Raw genomic sequence first — 14,823 nt, 5'->3', positions numbered from 1 at the left:
GGCAATTCCTTATCGTTCAACAGCATGGTCCGCTGCATGAGCGGGCGCGCCGATGTGGCGCATGAGACGCGCCTTCACCTCGGGCGGCGTGACGGTCGGGCGCGGCAGCCCGTCGGGCGTGCCGCGACGAATAGTCAGGCGTGCGAATCGGGTGCCGGACGCACCGTTTGTGCCACCTAGCACGGCGTCAAGCACCGCGAGATCGTCGCTTTCCACGGCATCGGCATAACCGCAAGCGGCCGCCACGCCCGCGAACGACACTTGCGGCGAAACCGTCGCCTGGCCGCCGGTCGAATCGTGCGCGCCGTTGTCGAGCAGCACATGCGTGAGGTTCGACGGGCCATAAGCGCCCAGCGTGGCGAAAGCGCCCATGCGCATGAGCGCCGCGCCGTCACCGTCGAGCGCGACCACGTTCAGGTCCGGACGCGTGAGCGCGAGCCCGAGCGCGAACGGCGTGACGCAACCCATCGAGCCCACCATGTAAAGCTGGTTGGCACGGTCGTCGAGTGCGTAAAGTTCGCGGCCACAGAAACCTGTGGATGCCACCACGACCGACGATTGCGCGGGCGTGGCCGCGATCACGCGTTCGAGCGCCTGCTGGCGCGTAGGCAATTGATCAGGATGCCGATCCGTCCACGTCGACCGGGCAACGGACAGCGCATGCTTCTCGGGCATCGCGCCGCTCCCCTTCAGCTCGAACGGCGCCACACTGCCCTTTTGCATCACGAGCGCATAGGGGCGGCCCGTTTCGTCCATGTGCTTGAGCGCGCGATCGAGCGCCGGGCCGATGGCTTCCACTTGCGTCGGAAACAACTCCCACGGAATCTCCATCGTATCGAGCATCTGCGGCGTGACGGGGCCCATCAGCGCATGCTGCGGCTCGTCGGAAACGCCAGGCTGGCCCCGCCACGTCACGATCAGCAGTTGCGGCAGGCGGAAGGTCCACGTGAGCGAAGTCAGCGGGCTCACGGCGTTGCCGAGCCCGGAGTTCTGCATCATCGAGATGCCGCGCTTGCCCGCAAGCGCCACGCCCGCAATCAGCGCGACGGCATCGCCCTCGTTCGCCGCCGACACGTAATGTAGCGACTCGTCCTGCAACACGTAGTTGATGAACGGCGTGAGGAACGAGCACGGCACGCCCGCGTACCATTCGAAGCCGCGCGAGCGCGCCGCTTCGACAAACTGGGCCGCTTCGATCATGCCTTGCCCTCCGGCTTCGACTGCGTGGCGACGCCCGGCGTGGCGACGCTCGACGCAACAACCCCCTGCGTAAGGACCCCCTGCGCGAAATCCCCCGCGCGGCGGAAATCTTCGAGATCGTTCACGCCGCGCCAATGGCCGCGCACGTATTGCACCTCGACCTGCTCGCCGTCCGCGATCAGCGCATTGAGAAGCGCAGGCATATCGAGCGTGTCGAAGTCGTCACGCGTTTGCAGTTGCGCGAGCTTGTTCGCGAGCTTTTCGCGGCCCGCGCCGCGCACGTTCATGAGGCCGATCCAGCGCCCGTGCGGCGCCTCGCCATTCGCAGTGGGCTCGCTCGCGATGCGCGCGAGCAGCACCTTGTTGCCAAAGAGGCCGCGATCGTCGCCCGACGAACACCACGCGAAATCACGCGTGCTGCTGCTTTCCGACTCCGGCGACGAATCGACCACCACGCTGAAGTCCGCCTCGCTTTCCGCCAGATCGCGCAGGATGTAGCTGCGGAACAGCAGATCGCCATACGAGATCACCGTGTCGTTCTTGAGCGTGTCGATGGCGCACGCGAGCGAGGCGAGTTCGTTGGTCTGCCCATAGCGCTCGTTGCGCACGAGCTTCACGCCTGCCGTGTCGATGGCGTCGGCGCGATAGCCGCCCACCACCGTGATGTCGTTGACCGACTGCTTCTTGAACGCGTCGACGAGCCAGCGCAACAGCGGCTTGCCCGCCACCGGCAGCATGACCTTGGGCTTGTCTTCCGTGAAGGCATCGAGGCCCGAGCCACGGCTTGCCGCCAGCACGATTGCCGAGCCCGCCGTGCGCGATGCGTTCAGGTAGCGGTTTTCCGCTTCCGAATATTCATCGGCGTCCTGAAGACGGAAGATTTCGTTGACAGGCGCGATGCGGTCTTCCACATCAACGAGCGTCTGCGACTCGTGAATCGTCTTCGCGACGGCCTGCATGGCCGACGCCGAAGCGCGCACCAAATGATTCGCCCAGATCACGACGCTGATGCCAGCCTTGCGGAACACATCGGTGGGCGTGCTGTAGTACTTGGTGGGCACGATCACGAGCGGACCCCGGCCCGCCCACTCGCGCGCGAACGTGAGAATCTCATCGGGCTTCGAGAGCTTGCTGTGGATAAGAATCGCATCCGCGCCCGCGAGGCGATAGGCCTCGGCGCGCTTGAGCGCCTCGTCCATGCCCCAGCCCGCGATCAGCGCTTCCACGCGCGCCACGATCGAGAAATTCTCGTCGAGTTGCGAGTCCTTGCCGGCCTTGATCTTGCCGCAGAACTCGTCCATGTCGGCAAGCGGCTGCGCCTCGCCCTTGATGAAGCTATTGGTCTTCGGAAACTGCTTGTCTTCGATGCACACACCCGCGATGCCGCGCTGCTCGAGCTTGCGCACGAGACGGCGCACGTTATTGAAATTGCCGTAGCCGGTGTCGCCGTCGAGCAGGATGGGCAGATCGCTCGCATCGGCCATGAATTCGAGGTTGTCGACCACCTGGGTCCAGCTCGCTTCATTGTTGTCGCGCACGCCGAACTGCGCCGAAATCGACAAGCCCGAACCCCAGATCGCCTTGAAACCCGCCTCGCGCGCAATCCGCGCGGACAAGCCGTTATGCGCTTCCATCAGGAATTCGAGTTCGTTGCTCACCAGCATCTGGCGCAGCCGTGCGCTGCGGGACGTGGACCCAGCGGCGGGAACCGCAGCGGAAAACATGGCGGGTTCGCGTGCGTTCATCTTGTCGCTCCATGGGACGACGCCGCGTCGGCAGCTGTGGCTGCGCCGCGCGTCGCATCGTTGGGAAATCGGTTTTTGGCCGCGAAACATGCGTCGAGCCGCCGATGGTCCACGGCGGCGGTATGGGGCCGAAGCGGCGACTATAACGGAAATGATTCTTATCCGTCTTCAATTACAGCAGGAAGTGGCAAATTATGTAAATACAGTGAAATCTGTGGCTTTAAAGGGCGTTTTCCGCGCACTTTTGCGCGAACAGCTGGCGCACACAGGGTTCATCCTGACTCGTGCGCACGCTCGTACGCGCCGTAATCACAGGCGGGCGTTGCCCCCTTTGCCGCAATTGCCGCCCCGAAACAGCCCAACGCAGCCCAACGCAGCCCTCGACCGACCAATCAGAAGATGACCCTCAACCAGAAACTCCGCTCGATGATCGCGATCCTCTGGATCGGCCTGCTCCTCATCGTTGCCTTTGGTGCGTGGCAAAGCCGCGACGGCATGATCCGCGAACGGCGCGCGCAGCTCGTCACGCTCGTCCAGGAAGCCACCAGCATCGCCAAGCACTACTACACACTCTCGCAGCAGAACGCGCTCCCCGAAGCCGACGCGCAAAAGCAGGCGCTCGCCGCGCTAGCCGCGATCCGCTACGGGACGGACGGCTACCTGAGCATCAACGACTCGCAGTCGGTCATGCTGATGCACCCCATCAAGCCCGAGCTCAACGGCAAGAAGCTCACCGACTTCAGCGACCCTTCGGGCAAGCACCTTTTCGTCGAACTCTCGGAGATCGCGAGCCAGCCGGGTGGCGGCTTCGTCGACTATCTGTGGTCCAAGCCCGGCCAGACCGAACCCGTGCCGAAGCTGAGCTACGCCTACCGCTTCGCGCCGTGGGACTGGGTGATCGTGACCGGCATGTACATGGACGACGTGCGCACCGCGTTCTATACGAGCCTCATGCGCTGGCTGCTCGTGACCTTCGTGCTCGGCGCGGCCGCCACGATCGTGATGGTGTTGGTGGTGCGCAGTGTTCGCAGCAGCATCGGCGGCGAGCTCGAAGTCGCCGTCGAAACGGCCAACCGCATCGCCCACGGCGATCTCACCTCGCACATTCAGGTTCAGGGCGCCAACGCGAAAAGCCTGATGCGTGCGCTCGCAACCATGCAGGGCGCGCTCGTGCAAACCGTTTCGCGCGTGCGCAGTGGCGCGGAGAACATCAACGTGGGCGCCAACGAGATTGCCGCCGGCAACACCGATCTTTCGCAGCGCACCGAGGAACAGGCGGCGGCGCTCGTGCAAACCGCATCGAGCATGGACCAGATGACCGCCAACGTGCGCCAGAACGCGGATAGCGCACAGCACGCCGCCACGCTCGCGAGCCAGGCCGCCGAAGTCGCCACGCGCGGCAACACCGTCGTCGGCGACGTGGTGCGCACGATGGGCGACATCACCACGAGTTCGCAGCAGATTGGCGACATCATCGGCGTGATCGACGGCATTGCTTTTCAAACCAACATCCTGGCGTTGAACGCGGCGGTGGAAGCCGCGCGCGCGGGCGAACAGGGACGGGGCTTCGCGGTGGTCGCGGCGGAGGTGCGCAGCCTCGCGCAGCGTTCGGCGGCGGCGGCCAAGGAGATCAAGGCGTTGATCGAAAAATCGACGGGCACGGTGGCCGAAGGACAGCACCTCGTGACCAGCGCGGGTTCGACGATGAACGAGATCGTGCAGTCGGTGCGGCGCGTACACGAAATACTCGAAGAAATCAGTCATGCGTCGCGCGAGCAGAGCGCGGGCATCGAACAGGTGAACCGCGCCGTCGGGGAAATGGATCAGGTGACGCAGCAGAATGCGGCGCTGGTTGAGCAGGCTGCTGCTGCGGCGCATTCGCTCAAGGACCAGGTGACGGGGCTGCGCGAATCGATTGCGAGTTTCAGGCTGCCGGTGGAGGGGTAAGGCAGGAATACGGACCTATCCCCCATTTCCCTGCGCCCGCTCATCCTCCTGGCGCTTCACGGCAGCAAAAGGCCGCGAAAATTTCAATTCAATTACATAGCGCTTACAATAATGCATCGCTAAATCCCCGCCCCCGCCCCGATGATCCGCTCCAGGAATCCGCCGCGCGACCCGCACGCCACGGCGACCCGCCATCCGATGCTGTCGCCGAAGCTGCCCGCGTGGCGCTCGAAGTTCGTCGTGTTCGTCCTGTTCGCGGCCTTCGCCGCGCTCGCCGGCCGCGCGCTCTGGGTGCAGATCGTCAACCACGACTTCTACGTGAAGCAGGGGCAAAAGCGCTATCAGCGCACGCTCGAGCTCGACGCCATGCGCGGGCGCATCGTCGACCGCCACGGCGCGCTGCTCGCCGTGAGCCTCGAAACCTTCGAGATCTGGGCCAATCCCAAGGTGCTCGATGAAGCCGCTTACGCGCCGCTCGCGAAGCTGCTCGACATGCCGCTCGCCGAACTGCGCCGGCGCCTGCCGCACGAGCGCTCGTTCGTGCTGCTCAAGCGCCAGGTCGATGCCGAGACCGCTGCCCATATCGACGAAATGGCCACCGGCGGCATCACGCTGATCGCCGATTCGAAGCGCTTTTACCCCGAAGGTGAATCGGCGGCGCACGTGGTGGGCTTCACCGACATCGAGGACCAAGGCCAGGAAGGCGTCGAGCTCGCGGCCAACGCGCGCCTGCGCGGCACGCCCGGCCAGCGCGAGGTGATCCGCGACCGGCTCGGCCGCGTGATTTCGGAGCCGAGCGAGCGCGTGCTGCCGAAAAACGGCGACACGGTGCAGCTCACCGTCGACCGCCGCGTCCAGCAGCTCGCCTATACGCAGTTGAAGGCGGCCGTCGCGAAGCATCACGCGGAAGCCGGCAGCGTGGTGGTGCTCGACGCGCAGAACGGCGAGATTCTCGCGCTCGCCAACTGGCCGTCATTCGATCCCAACAATCGCGCGCGCCTCACGGGACGCCAGTTGCGCAACCGCGCGGTGATCGACACGTTCGAGCCGGGCTCGACCATCAAGCCGCTCGTCGCGGCGCTTTCGATGGATCTGCACAAGGTCAACGCCAACACGATCATCGATACAACGCCTGGCACGTATCGCATCGGTCCCGCGGTGATCCACGACACCTCGAACCATGGCCGCATCACGGTGGCCCAAGCGATCCAGATGTCGAGCAACATCGCACTCGCGAAGATGGCGCTGAACCTGCCCGCGCAGACTATCTGGAGCAAGTATCAGGACTACGGCCTCGGCATGCGGCCCGAAGTGACTTTCCCTGGCGCCGCCGCGGGCCGTGTGCGGCCCTGGGCGCGCTGGCGGCCGATCGAGCAGGCGACCATGGCTTACGGCTACGGCCTCTCGACTTCGCTCCTGCAGATCGCGCAGGTTTACACCGCGTTTGCCGGCGACGGCACGATGTACCCCGCGAAGCTGCTGAGCGAGAGCGCGCAGAACGCCGCGCCGCGTGCCGTGACGACGCCCGCCACGGCGGCGTCGATGCGCAAGATGCTGGAAATGGCCACGAGCGAAGGCGGCACCGGCCGCGCGGCCAACGTCGAGGGCTACCGCATTGGCGGCAAGACCGGGACCGCGCGCAAGCAGGTCGGCGCGGGTTATGCGAAGAACCGCTATCGCGCACTGTTCGTCGGCATGGCGCCAATGAGCGCGCCGCGCGTGGTCGTCGCGGTGATGATCGACGACCCCGCAGGCGGCTCGTTCTACGGCGGCACGGTGGCGGGGCCCGTGTTCTCGGGCGTCATGCAGGGCACGCTGCAATTGCTGGGCGTTCCGCCGGACGCGTAATCGCGCCGGCGGCGTCCCGCTTGCCGCCACTCAAATCTGGTCGCGTCCAAACGCGCGCAGCGCGCCGAGATCCACCACATCCACGCGGTTATACGAAAGCGTGACGAGCCCTTCGCGCTCGAGCGTCTGCAACGCCTGATTGACGCGCTGCCGCGACGCCCCCGCGAGCATGCCGATCTCCTCCTGCGAAATCTCCAGCGCACGGCCCGTTTCCGGATACAGGTCGGGGTTGAACATCTGCGCGAGCGCTTGGGCCACCCGCGCGTCGACATCGAGCAGCCGGCTATTCTGGATCAGCGCGATGAACTCGCCCATGCGGTTGTTCAGTTGATGAATCACGAAGCGGTTGAACGGCAGGCTGCTGTCCATGAGCCGATGAAACGTATCCGCCGTCACCGCCATCACGAGCGAGGGCTGCAGCGCAATCACGTCGTACTTGCGCGGCTCGCGCTTGATCACGCTGCCCTCGCCAAACCAGCCGCCGTGCGGCACGCCCGAGAAGGTGCAGCCGCGCCCCGACGCATTGAAGATGGCGAGCTTCACGAGCCCGCTGCTCACGCCCAGCCAGTAAGCGGACGGCGCTTCGCGCGCGGCCACGATCGCGCCCGCGGCCCACGCCTGCGCGTGCGAGGTTTCGAGCACCCACGCGCGGTGCTCGGGCGCAAGCGTGCGAAACCACGCGCAGCGCTCGAACAGCGCCGCGAGTTGCGCTGCATTGCGCGCGTCGATCCGGCCCGTGGCAGCCGTGGCAAGGGGGTCTTTATCCGGGGGCATAATGGGCTGCGTCATCGCGCTTACCTCGAAGTGGGACGGCCGTGGCGCAGGGAGCGCGCGCTCTGTCGCGCCGACGACAGACTCGCGCGTGCCGTCCTGCTACGGTAGCGCGAATCATACCGACAAACCGGCAACCGGCCCCTGCACGGACCGCATCAGGAGACAGCACCATGTCGCACCCGTACGAGGAAGGGCTCGCGCAACGCGAAGCCAATTACGTCCCGCTCACACCCATCGACTTCATTGCGCGCGCCGCCGAAGTTTATGGCGAGCGTCTCGCCATGGTTCACGGCAAGGTGCGACGCAACTGGCGCGAGACATACGCGCGCACGCGGCGCCTCGCGAGCGCACTTGAACGCGCAGGGGTAGCGCGCGGCGACACCGTCGCGGTGCTGCTCCCCAACATCCCCGCCATGGTCGAGGCGCACTTCGGCGTGCCGATGGCGGGCGCGGTGCTCAATACGCTCAATACGCGGCTCGACGTCGCGACCATGCTGTTCATGCTGCGGCATGGCGAAGCGAAGGTGCTCATCGTCGACACCGAGTTCGCGACGCTCGCGCAACGCGCGGCGCTCGAATTTCCGGCGCTGAAGATCATCACCGTGGCCGATGTCGCGCCCGCGGATCCGGAGCACTTTCCGCGCGGCACCGACTACGAAGCCTTTCTCGATCAAGGCGACCCCGAGTACGCGTGGCAACTACCCGCGAACGAGTGGGACGCCATCGCGCTGAACTACACCTCGGGCACCACCGGCGACCCCAAGGGCGTGGTCTATCACCATCGCGGCGCGTACCTGAATGCGGTGAGCAATATCCTCGAATGGGATATGCCCAAGCACGCGGTATATCTGTGGACGCTGCCGCTTTTTCACTGCAACGGCTGGTGCTTCGCGTGGACGGTGGCGGCGCGTGCGGGCGTGAACGTGTGCCTGCGCAAGTTCGACGCGAAGCTCGTGTTCGAGTTGATCCGCGCCGAGGGCGTCACGCACTATTGCGGCGCGCCCATCGTACAGGGCGCGCTCGCCGACGCCCCCGCCGAATATCGCGCGGGCATCGCTCACACGGTGCGCACGATGGTGGCGGGCGCGCCGCCCGCACCCGCCGTGATCGCGAAGATGAAGACCATCGGCATCGAGCTCACGCACGTGTACGGGCTCACCGAGGTCTACGGTCCCGCCTCGGTATGTGCGACGCAGGACAGCTGGAAGACGCTGCCCGAAGACGAACAGGCGCGGCTCGCCGCGCGCCAGGGCGTGCGCTATCACTTGCAAAGCGGTATCAGCGTGCGCGATCCCGCGACGATGGAGCCCGTGCCGAACGACGGCGAAACGCTCGGTGAAATCATGTTTCGCGGCAATATCTGCATGAAGGGCTATCTGAAGAACGAGCGCGCGACGGAAGAAGCGTTTCGCGGAGGGTGGTTCCATACCGGCGATCTCGGCGTGATGACTCCCGACGGCTATGTACGCATCACCGACCGCAGCAAGGACATCATCATCTCGGGCGGCGAGAACATTTCGAGCATCGAGGTGGAAGACACGCTGTATCGCCATCCCGCGGTCGCGCTCGCGGCGGTCGTGGCGATGCCCGACGCGAAGTGGGGCGAAGTGCCGTGCGCATTCGTCGAATTACGGGAAGGTGCGAGCGCAACGATCGAGGAGATCATCGCGCATTGCCGACTCTTTCTCGCAGCTTACAAGGTGCCGCGCCTCGTGAAGTTCGGCGAGTTGCCACGCACCGCAACGGGCAAAATCCAGAAATACGAATTGCGCGCGCAGGTGGGGTCGAAAAGCGCAATCGATATGAAGAAATAGTCCGCGGTAATCGGCGGGTCCGGGCACCCGCCGCGCGGTCTTATGTTACGGCTCTTGACAACCGGGTCCGTTAAATTGTTTCAGCAATCTTCAGAAACGGGCCGTAATCCTTTACGCATCAAGGGCCAACTATTAAACGCGCAATTTTCGTGCGGCAGAGCGCTCGAAATGAAACATTACAAGTGCTCACGTATTCATCGTCTTGTCCCCGATAAGCTTCGTTCCATGTCGAATGCAACGCAATGTGTGCATGACGACGTACCCGAAGAGGAGGAAGCATATGAATACGAAGAGCTGGAAAACCCCCGCCCGCGTTCTCGCCGCCGCGCTGCTCGCAGGCGGTGCGCTGATGAGCGCATCGAGCGCCTTCGCCCAATACGCGCCGCACAATGGCGAACCGCACATGGTGCAGGTGGACACGCGAGTGTCGATCGGCTGGCACGAAAACCGTTACTGGGACGGCCACCGCTACTGGGAGCGTGACGAGTGGATGCGCCATCATCCGCACGACCCGGGCCCTCCGGGCTGGCACGGCGACCGTCACGACACGCGTTACGACGATCATCGCCCGCCTCCCCCGCCGCCGCCGCGCTACTGATTTGATGACGCAGAACCGTGCGTCCGCCCCTCGCTACATTCCTGCCGAATTAATTCGATATGCGAATCAAATTCAGCGGAACCGTGCCGAAAGCCTATCGACAGTAACAGTGCGTAATGTGCGCGCGTTGCTTCGCACGCAGCCGGAAGGTAACGTTATGGGGCGTTTCGTTCCCCGGAGCGCACGGTGTATTCTCATTACCCCGGTCGTTCGCGGCTGGGGTTTTTTTTGCCCCGTGCCCCGGCTTCAGTCGATGAGCTTGTTCAAGGTGGCGAACTCGATCAGCGCCGCCAGCGATGAAACACCGAGCTTGTCGAGCACGCGCGTCTTGTAGGTGCTGACCGTCTTGTCGGAAAGCCCGAGCCGCGCCGCCACGCCCTTGTTGCTCATGCCACGCGCGAGATATTGCAGCACCTCCACTTCGCGCGGCGAAAGCCCGTTGAGCGCCACGTCGCGGCCGCCACCGCAACTGCCCGCCGGGAAGCAGTCGTACCCGAGCAGCACCGCCTTCACCACGCCGCACAACTCTTCCACGCCACGGCTCTTGCTCACGTAACCGTTCGCGCCCGCGATGCGAGTGTGATTCGCCATGACCTGCTCGGGCTTCGCGGAGAGCACGAGGACACGCGTGGCCGATTGCCGTGCGCGGATACCGCGAATGACTGAAAGCCCGTCCAGTTTCGGCAATTCAAGATCGAGAATGACGAGATCCGGCTGCAATTCCTGCACGATGCGCAGCCCTTCTTCCCCATCGCTGCATTCGCCCACCAGTTCATATTCGGTGTGCAAAACGTTTGCAAGCATCTTGAGGACGATGGGGTGATCGTCAATAACCACGATGCGCTTCATTTTTTCTTCCATTTTTAGGGGCGTGATCGGATGAACCTTTCGGTACGAGAATGACAGCCTGAATGACTACCCCACCTTTGTGTATAGGAAAGGTCTGAAAGGATGCAGTCCGGCTGACAATCGTTAACCCGCGTCGCGCGTATTTGAATCTAACTAACGCGTGAATTAGACTGGATCAATGAATCCACATCGCGCTATGCCCCGCTCGCCTCTCCCGCCCGTCGCGGCCGAAACCCGCAGGCCGCGCGGACGCCGCCGCGCCGACACCGATCTCGATGTGCGCGAGCGGCTGCTGGCCTGCGCGACGCAGCTCTTCGCCGAACAGGGCATCGCCGCCACAACCATGGCGCAAATCGCGGCCGCAGCCGGCGTCACGTCGGCCATGGTTCACTACTACTTCACCAATCGGGAAAGATTGCTCGATGCCGTCGTCGAGGAGCGCATCGCGCGCTCCATCGCGTACGTATGGGGCAGCGCGGATAGCGAAGCCGCAGCCGACCCGCACGCGCTCGTGCAGGAACTCGTCGCAAGGCTCTTTGAAGTCACCGAACACCTGCCGTGGCTACCGCCGCTATGGCTGCGCGAGATCGTCAACGAAGGCGGTCTGCTGCGCGAACGCATGCTCAAGCGCCTGCCCGTCGAACAACTGCAACGATTCGTTATGCATATCGGTTCCGCACAGCGCGAGGGCACCGTGAATCCCGCACTGGAAGCGCCGCTGCTGTTTATGTCGATCCTCGCGCTCGTGATGCTGCCGCTCGCGACCTCCAGGCTCTGGCAGAACACGCGTGGCCTGCCGAAGGTCGAGCGCGAGGCGCTGCGCCGCCATGTCACCGCGCTGCTCGCAGGCGCGATGCGGGCGCCCGCAAGCGCGTCTGTGAGCGCGTCTATGAGCGCGCCTGAAAATACCGATGGAAGCACGTCATGAGCGGGCGGATCGAACCGGCACGCACCTCGCGCAGCAACGCCTTGCCGCTGTGCATCGCCCTTGTCGGCCTGGCCGCGCTTAGCGCGTGCTCGCGCCATGAAGCGCCGGTCTGGCAAGGCTACGTCGAAGGCGAATACGTCTATCTCGCGTCGTCGCAATCGGGCACGCTCGCGAAGCTCGACGTGCAGCGCGGCCAGACTGTCGCCGCCTCGGCGCCCGTGTTCGCGCTCGAAGCCGTCGACGAAACCGCCGCGCGCGACGAAGCGCACCACCGTCTCGCCGCCGCGCAGGCCCTGCTCGACGACTTGCAAACCGGCAAGCGGCCGCCCGAGGTGCGCGTGACCGAAGCACAGCTCGCGCAGGCCGAGGCCACCGCGCGCAAGGCGGCGCTCCAGCTTGCGCGCGACGAGGCGCAGTTGCGCGCGGGCGGCATCTCGCAGGCGCAACTCGACGACTCGCGCGCGCAGGCCGCATCGAGCGCCGCGCAAGTGCGCGAGTTGCAGAATCAGGTGCGCGTCGCGAACCTGCCCGGGCGCGTGGCGCAGATCGCGGCGCAGGCCGCCGATGTCGAGGCGGCGCAAGCCACGCTCGCCCAGGCGCAGTGGAAGCTCGATCAGAAACGCGTGACCGCGCCAGCCGCGGGGCTCGTTTACGACACGCTCTATCGCGTGGGCGAATGGGTGCAGGCCGGCAACCCGGTCGTGCAGATGCTGCCGCCGCAAAACGTCAAGCTGCGCTTTTTCGTGCCCGAAACCGTAGTGGGCTCGCTCGCGCCGGGACGCAAGATTCTCGTTCATTGCGACGGCTGCGCTGCCGACGTGCCCGCCACCATCACCTGGGTCTCGAACGCCGCCGAGTACACGCCACCCGTCATCTACAGCAACGAGCAACGTGCGAAGCTCGTGTTCATGATCGAGGCGCACCCGGCCACGCAAGACGCCGCGAAGCTCCATCCCGGCCAGCCGGTGGAGGTGCGGCTGCAATGAGCACATTAAGCGCAACGGGCGACGGGCCGCGCTACGCCATCGACGTGCGCAATCTCAACAAGCATTTCGGCGACAAGCACGTGGTCAACGACGTCTCGCTGCGCGTCGCGCCCGGCGAGATCTTCGGCTTTCTCGGGCCCAACGGCAGTGGCAAGACCACCTCGATCCGGCTCATGTGCGGCCTGCTCACGCCCGATTCGGGATCGGGCACCTGCCTCGGCTACGACATCGTGCGCGAGAGCGAGCAGATCAAGCGGCGCGTGGGCTACATGACCCAGCGCTTCTCGTACTGGGACGATCTGACGATCCGCGAGAATCTCGACTTCGTCGCGCGCATCTACCGCATGCCGCGACGGCGCGAGTGCGTCGACCGCGCGCTCGAATCACTGGGGCTCGAGAGCCGCGCGAACCAACTCACGGGCGCGCTTTCGGGTGGCTGGAAGCAGCGTCTCGCGCTTGCCGCCTGCATGCTGCACGAGCCTCGGCTGCTGCTGCTCGACGAACCCACGGCGGGCGTCGATCCCAATGCGCGGCGCGACTTCTGGGAAGAACTGCACCGGCTCGCCGCGCGCGGCATCTCCGTGCTCGTGAGCACGCACTACATGGACGAAGCCGAGCGCTGCCACAAGCTCGCGTACATCGCGTGGGGCAAGCTGCTCGCGCAAGGCACTGCCGCCGAAGTGATCGCCTCGCAAAACCTCGAAACATGGGCGATTCACGGCGATCAGCTCACCACGCTCTCGACGCAACTGCGCGCCATGCCGGGCGTCGATCAAACGGTGGTGTTCGGCTCGGTGTTGCACGCAAGCGGCCGCGATCACGCAGCGCTCGCGGCCTCGGTCGAACACGTAGCCGCCGACGCATCGTTGCGCGCACAACGTATAGACACAGGACTCGAGGACGTCTTCATCCATCTGATGAGCCAAACGCGCGACAACTATGGTGGCAACTACGGGGGCAACCACGGGGGCAAGGCCTGATGCTGAAGCTGAACCTCGCGTTTTCCGTGTCCCGCTGGTGGAGCATCGTGCTCAAGGAGTTCCTGCAGCTCAAGCGCGACCGCGTGACCTTCGCGATGATCGTCGGCTTGCCGATCATGCAGCTCACGCTGTTCGGCTACGCGATCAACACCGATCCGAAGCACCTGCCCACCGCCATCGTCGTGAGCGAGGACAGCCCCTTCTCGCGCAGCTTCGTGGCGGGCATGAAGAATTCGGCCTACTTCGACGTAATCGAGACGCTGCCCGACGAGGCGTCGGCGCGGCATGCACTCGCGCGCGGCAGCGTGCAGTTCGTGCTGAGCATTCCCGTGGATTTTTCGCGGCGCCTGTTGCGCGGCGAGCGGCCCTCGCTGCTGGTGGAAGCGGACGCCACCGATCCCACCGCCATCACCACCGCGCTGGCCGCGCTGCCCGGTCTCATTGCCCCCGTGACCGCGAAGGATCTGACCGGGCCGCTTGCGCACCTGAACGGCGCGCCCGCCGCCTTCGACGTGCAGGTCCACCGCCTCTACAACCCCGAGGGCATCACGCAATACAACGTCGTGCCGGGCCTCATGGGCGTGATCCTCACACTGACGATGGTGATGATGACCGGTCTCGCCATCACGCGCGAACGCGAACGGGGCACGATGGAAAACCTGCTCGCCATGCCCGTGCTGCCCATAGAAGTCATGACGGGCAAGATCGTCCCTTACGTGGCGATCGGCCTCGTGCAGGCGACTATCATCGTGGTCGCCGCGCGCTTCGTGTTCGGCGTGCCGTTCGAGGGCAGCCTCGTCGCGCTCTATCTTTCGGCGCTGCTGTTCATCGCTGCGAATCTCACCGTGGGCATCACGCTCTCGTCGCTCGCGCAGAACCAGTTGCAGGCCATGCAGCTTGCGGTGTTCTATTTCCTGCCTAACCTGCTGCTCTCGGGCTTCATGTTTCCGTTCGCGGGCATGCCGCGCTGGGCGCAATGGATCGGCGACCTGCTGCCGCTCACCTACTTCAACCGGCTCGTCCGCGGCATCCTGCTCAAGGGCAATGGCTGGGCCGATCTGTGGCCTTCCGTGTGGCCGCTCGCCGTGTTCGCGGCGGTCGTGATGGCGATCGCGGTGCGCTTCTACCGGCGCACGCTGGACTAGGGCCGCGAC

Annotated in this window: 12 protein-coding genes; 8 read left to right on the top strand and 4 right to left on the bottom strand. The window is 65.0% G+C overall.

What is annotated here, in order from left to right; all coding sequences use genetic code 11:
• Positions 1–9: 9 nt before the first annotated feature.
• Positions 10–1,200, bottom strand: a complete 1,191-nt coding sequence (gene aepY, locus HV773_RS21710) for a phosphonopyruvate decarboxylase (protein WP_175196676.1) — start codon at positions 1,198–1,200, stop codon at positions 10–12.
• Positions 1,197–2,945, bottom strand: a complete 1,749-nt coding sequence (gene aepX, locus HV773_RS21705) for a phosphoenolpyruvate mutase (protein WP_175196674.1) — start codon at positions 2,943–2,945, stop codon at positions 1,197–1,199. Before aepX ends, aepY begins: the two co-directional genes overlap by 4 nt.
• A 399-nt stretch (positions 2,946–3,344) precedes the next feature.
• Here aepX and HV773_RS21700 point away from each other — a divergent pair, with 399 nt between their 5' ends.
• Both HV773_RS21700 and HV773_RS21695 read left to right on the top strand, forming a co-directional pair.
• Positions 3,345–4,892, top strand: coding sequence for a methyl-accepting chemotaxis protein (locus HV773_RS21700; protein WP_175196672.1), 1,548 nt, complete (start codon positions 3,345–3,347; stop codon positions 4,890–4,892).
• Positions 4,893–5,033: 141 nt separating this feature from the next.
• Positions 5,034–6,740 carry a peptidoglycan D,D-transpeptidase FtsI family protein gene (locus HV773_RS21695; protein WP_175196670.1) on the top strand — a complete coding sequence of 569 codons (1,707 nt, stop codon included), beginning with the start codon at positions 5,034–5,036 and terminating at the stop codon, positions 6,738–6,740.
• 30 nt (positions 6,741–6,770) lie between these two features.
• Here the strand turns inward: HV773_RS21695 and HV773_RS21690 are convergent, their stop codons facing one another.
• Positions 6,771–7,529, bottom strand: a complete 759-nt coding sequence (locus HV773_RS21690) for a Crp/Fnr family transcriptional regulator (RefSeq protein WP_175196668.1) — start codon at positions 7,527–7,529, stop codon at positions 6,771–6,773.
• Between the two features lie 155 nt (positions 7,530–7,684).
• On the opposite strand from HV773_RS21690, the gene HV773_RS21685 reads away from it, so the two are divergent.
• Together HV773_RS21685 and HV773_RS21680 are read left to right on the top strand one after the other, a co-directional pair.
• Positions 7,685–9,328, top strand: a complete 1,644-nt coding sequence (locus HV773_RS21685; protein WP_175196666.1) for an acyl-CoA synthetase — start codon at positions 7,685–7,687, stop codon at positions 9,326–9,328.
• Between the two features lie 280 nt (positions 9,329–9,608).
• Complete coding sequence (locus HV773_RS21680) at positions 9,609–9,926, top strand: hypothetical protein (protein ID WP_175196664.1); 318 nt, start codon at positions 9,609–9,611, stop codon at positions 9,924–9,926.
• A 246-nt stretch (positions 9,927–10,172) separates the two neighbouring features.
• Here the strand turns inward: HV773_RS21680 and HV773_RS21675 are convergent, their stop codons facing one another.
• Positions 10,173–10,775, bottom strand: a complete 603-nt coding sequence (locus HV773_RS21675) for a response regulator transcription factor (RefSeq protein ID WP_175196662.1) — start codon at positions 10,773–10,775, stop codon at positions 10,173–10,175.
• Between the two features lie 196 nt (positions 10,776–10,971).
• Here HV773_RS21675 and HV773_RS21670 point away from each other — a divergent pair, with 196 nt between their 5' ends.
• The 4 genes from HV773_RS21670 to HV773_RS21655 are packed head-to-tail and all read left to right on the top strand — an operon-like array spanning position 10,972 to position 14,814.
• Positions 10,972–11,703 carry a TetR/AcrR family transcriptional regulator gene (locus HV773_RS21670; RefSeq protein ID WP_175196660.1) on the top strand — a complete coding sequence of 244 codons (732 nt, stop codon included), beginning with the start codon at positions 10,972–10,974 and terminating at the stop codon, positions 11,701–11,703.
• Entirely contained in the window at positions 11,700–12,689 is a 990-nt protein-coding gene (locus HV773_RS21665) for an HlyD family secretion protein (protein ID WP_175196658.1), read from the top strand. Before HV773_RS21670 ends, HV773_RS21665 begins: the two co-directional genes overlap by 4 nt.
• The gene (locus HV773_RS21660) at positions 12,686–13,669 is read left to right on the top strand and encodes an ABC transporter ATP-binding protein (protein ID WP_175196656.1); all 984 of its coding nucleotides are present in this window, start codon (positions 12,686–12,688) and stop codon (positions 13,667–13,669) included. The genes HV773_RS21665 and HV773_RS21660 overlap by 4 nt, the downstream gene beginning before the upstream one ends.
• Positions 13,669–14,814: an ABC transporter permease gene (locus HV773_RS21655; protein WP_175196654.1), complete on the top strand. Its 1,146-nt coding sequence runs from the start codon at positions 13,669–13,671 to the stop codon at positions 14,812–14,814. The genes HV773_RS21660 and HV773_RS21655 overlap by 1 nt, the downstream gene beginning before the upstream one ends.
• Positions 14,815–14,823 lie beyond the last annotated feature (9 nt).

Origin of the sequence: Paraburkholderia caffeinitolerans, assembly GCF_902859945.1 — a bacterium.
GTDB classification, from domain to species: domain Bacteria; phylum Pseudomonadota; class Gammaproteobacteria; order Burkholderiales; family Burkholderiaceae; genus Paraburkholderia; species Paraburkholderia caffeinitolerans.
Note: the sequence above shows the minus strand (reverse complement) of the source record. Positions and strands in the feature narration are given on the sequence as shown.

Excerpts from the sequence above, each read along its gene's own strand:
- HV773_RS21680 (WP_175196664.1), top strand. The coding sequence starts at position 9,609 with ATGAATACGAAGAGCTGGAAAACCCCCGCCCGCGTTCTCGCCGCCGCG.
- HV773_RS21690 (WP_175196668.1), bottom strand. The coding sequence starts at position 7,529 with ATGACGCAGCCCATTATGCCCCCGGATAAAGACCCCCTTGCCACGGCT.
- HV773_RS21665 (WP_175196658.1), top strand. The coding sequence starts at position 11,700 with ATGAGCGGGCGGATCGAACCGGCACGCACCTCGCGCAGCAACGCCTTG.
- aepX (WP_175196674.1), bottom strand. The coding sequence starts at position 2,945 with ATGAACGCACGCGAACCCGCCATGTTTTCCGCTGCGGTTCCCGCCGCT.
- HV773_RS21685 (WP_175196666.1), top strand. The coding sequence starts at position 7,685 with ATGTCGCACCCGTACGAGGAAGGGCTCGCGCAACGCGAAGCCAATTAC.
- aepY (WP_175196676.1), bottom strand. The coding sequence starts at position 1,200 with ATGATCGAAGCGGCCCAGTTTGTCGAAGCGGCGCGCTCGCGCGGCTTC.
- HV773_RS21700 (WP_175196672.1), top strand. The coding sequence starts at position 3,345 with ATGACCCTCAACCAGAAACTCCGCTCGATGATCGCGATCCTCTGGATC.
- HV773_RS21670 (WP_175196660.1), top strand. The coding sequence starts at position 10,972 with ATGCCCCGCTCGCCTCTCCCGCCCGTCGCGGCCGAAACCCGCAGGCCG.
- HV773_RS21695 (WP_175196670.1), top strand. The coding sequence starts at position 5,034 with ATGATCCGCTCCAGGAATCCGCCGCGCGACCCGCACGCCACGGCGACC.
- HV773_RS21675 (WP_175196662.1), bottom strand. The coding sequence starts at position 10,775 with ATGAAGCGCATCGTGGTTATTGACGATCACCCCATCGTCCTCAAGATG.
- HV773_RS21660 (WP_175196656.1), top strand. The coding sequence starts at position 12,686 with ATGAGCACATTAAGCGCAACGGGCGACGGGCCGCGCTACGCCATCGAC.
- HV773_RS21655 (WP_175196654.1), top strand. The coding sequence starts at position 13,669 with ATGCTGAAGCTGAACCTCGCGTTTTCCGTGTCCCGCTGGTGGAGCATC.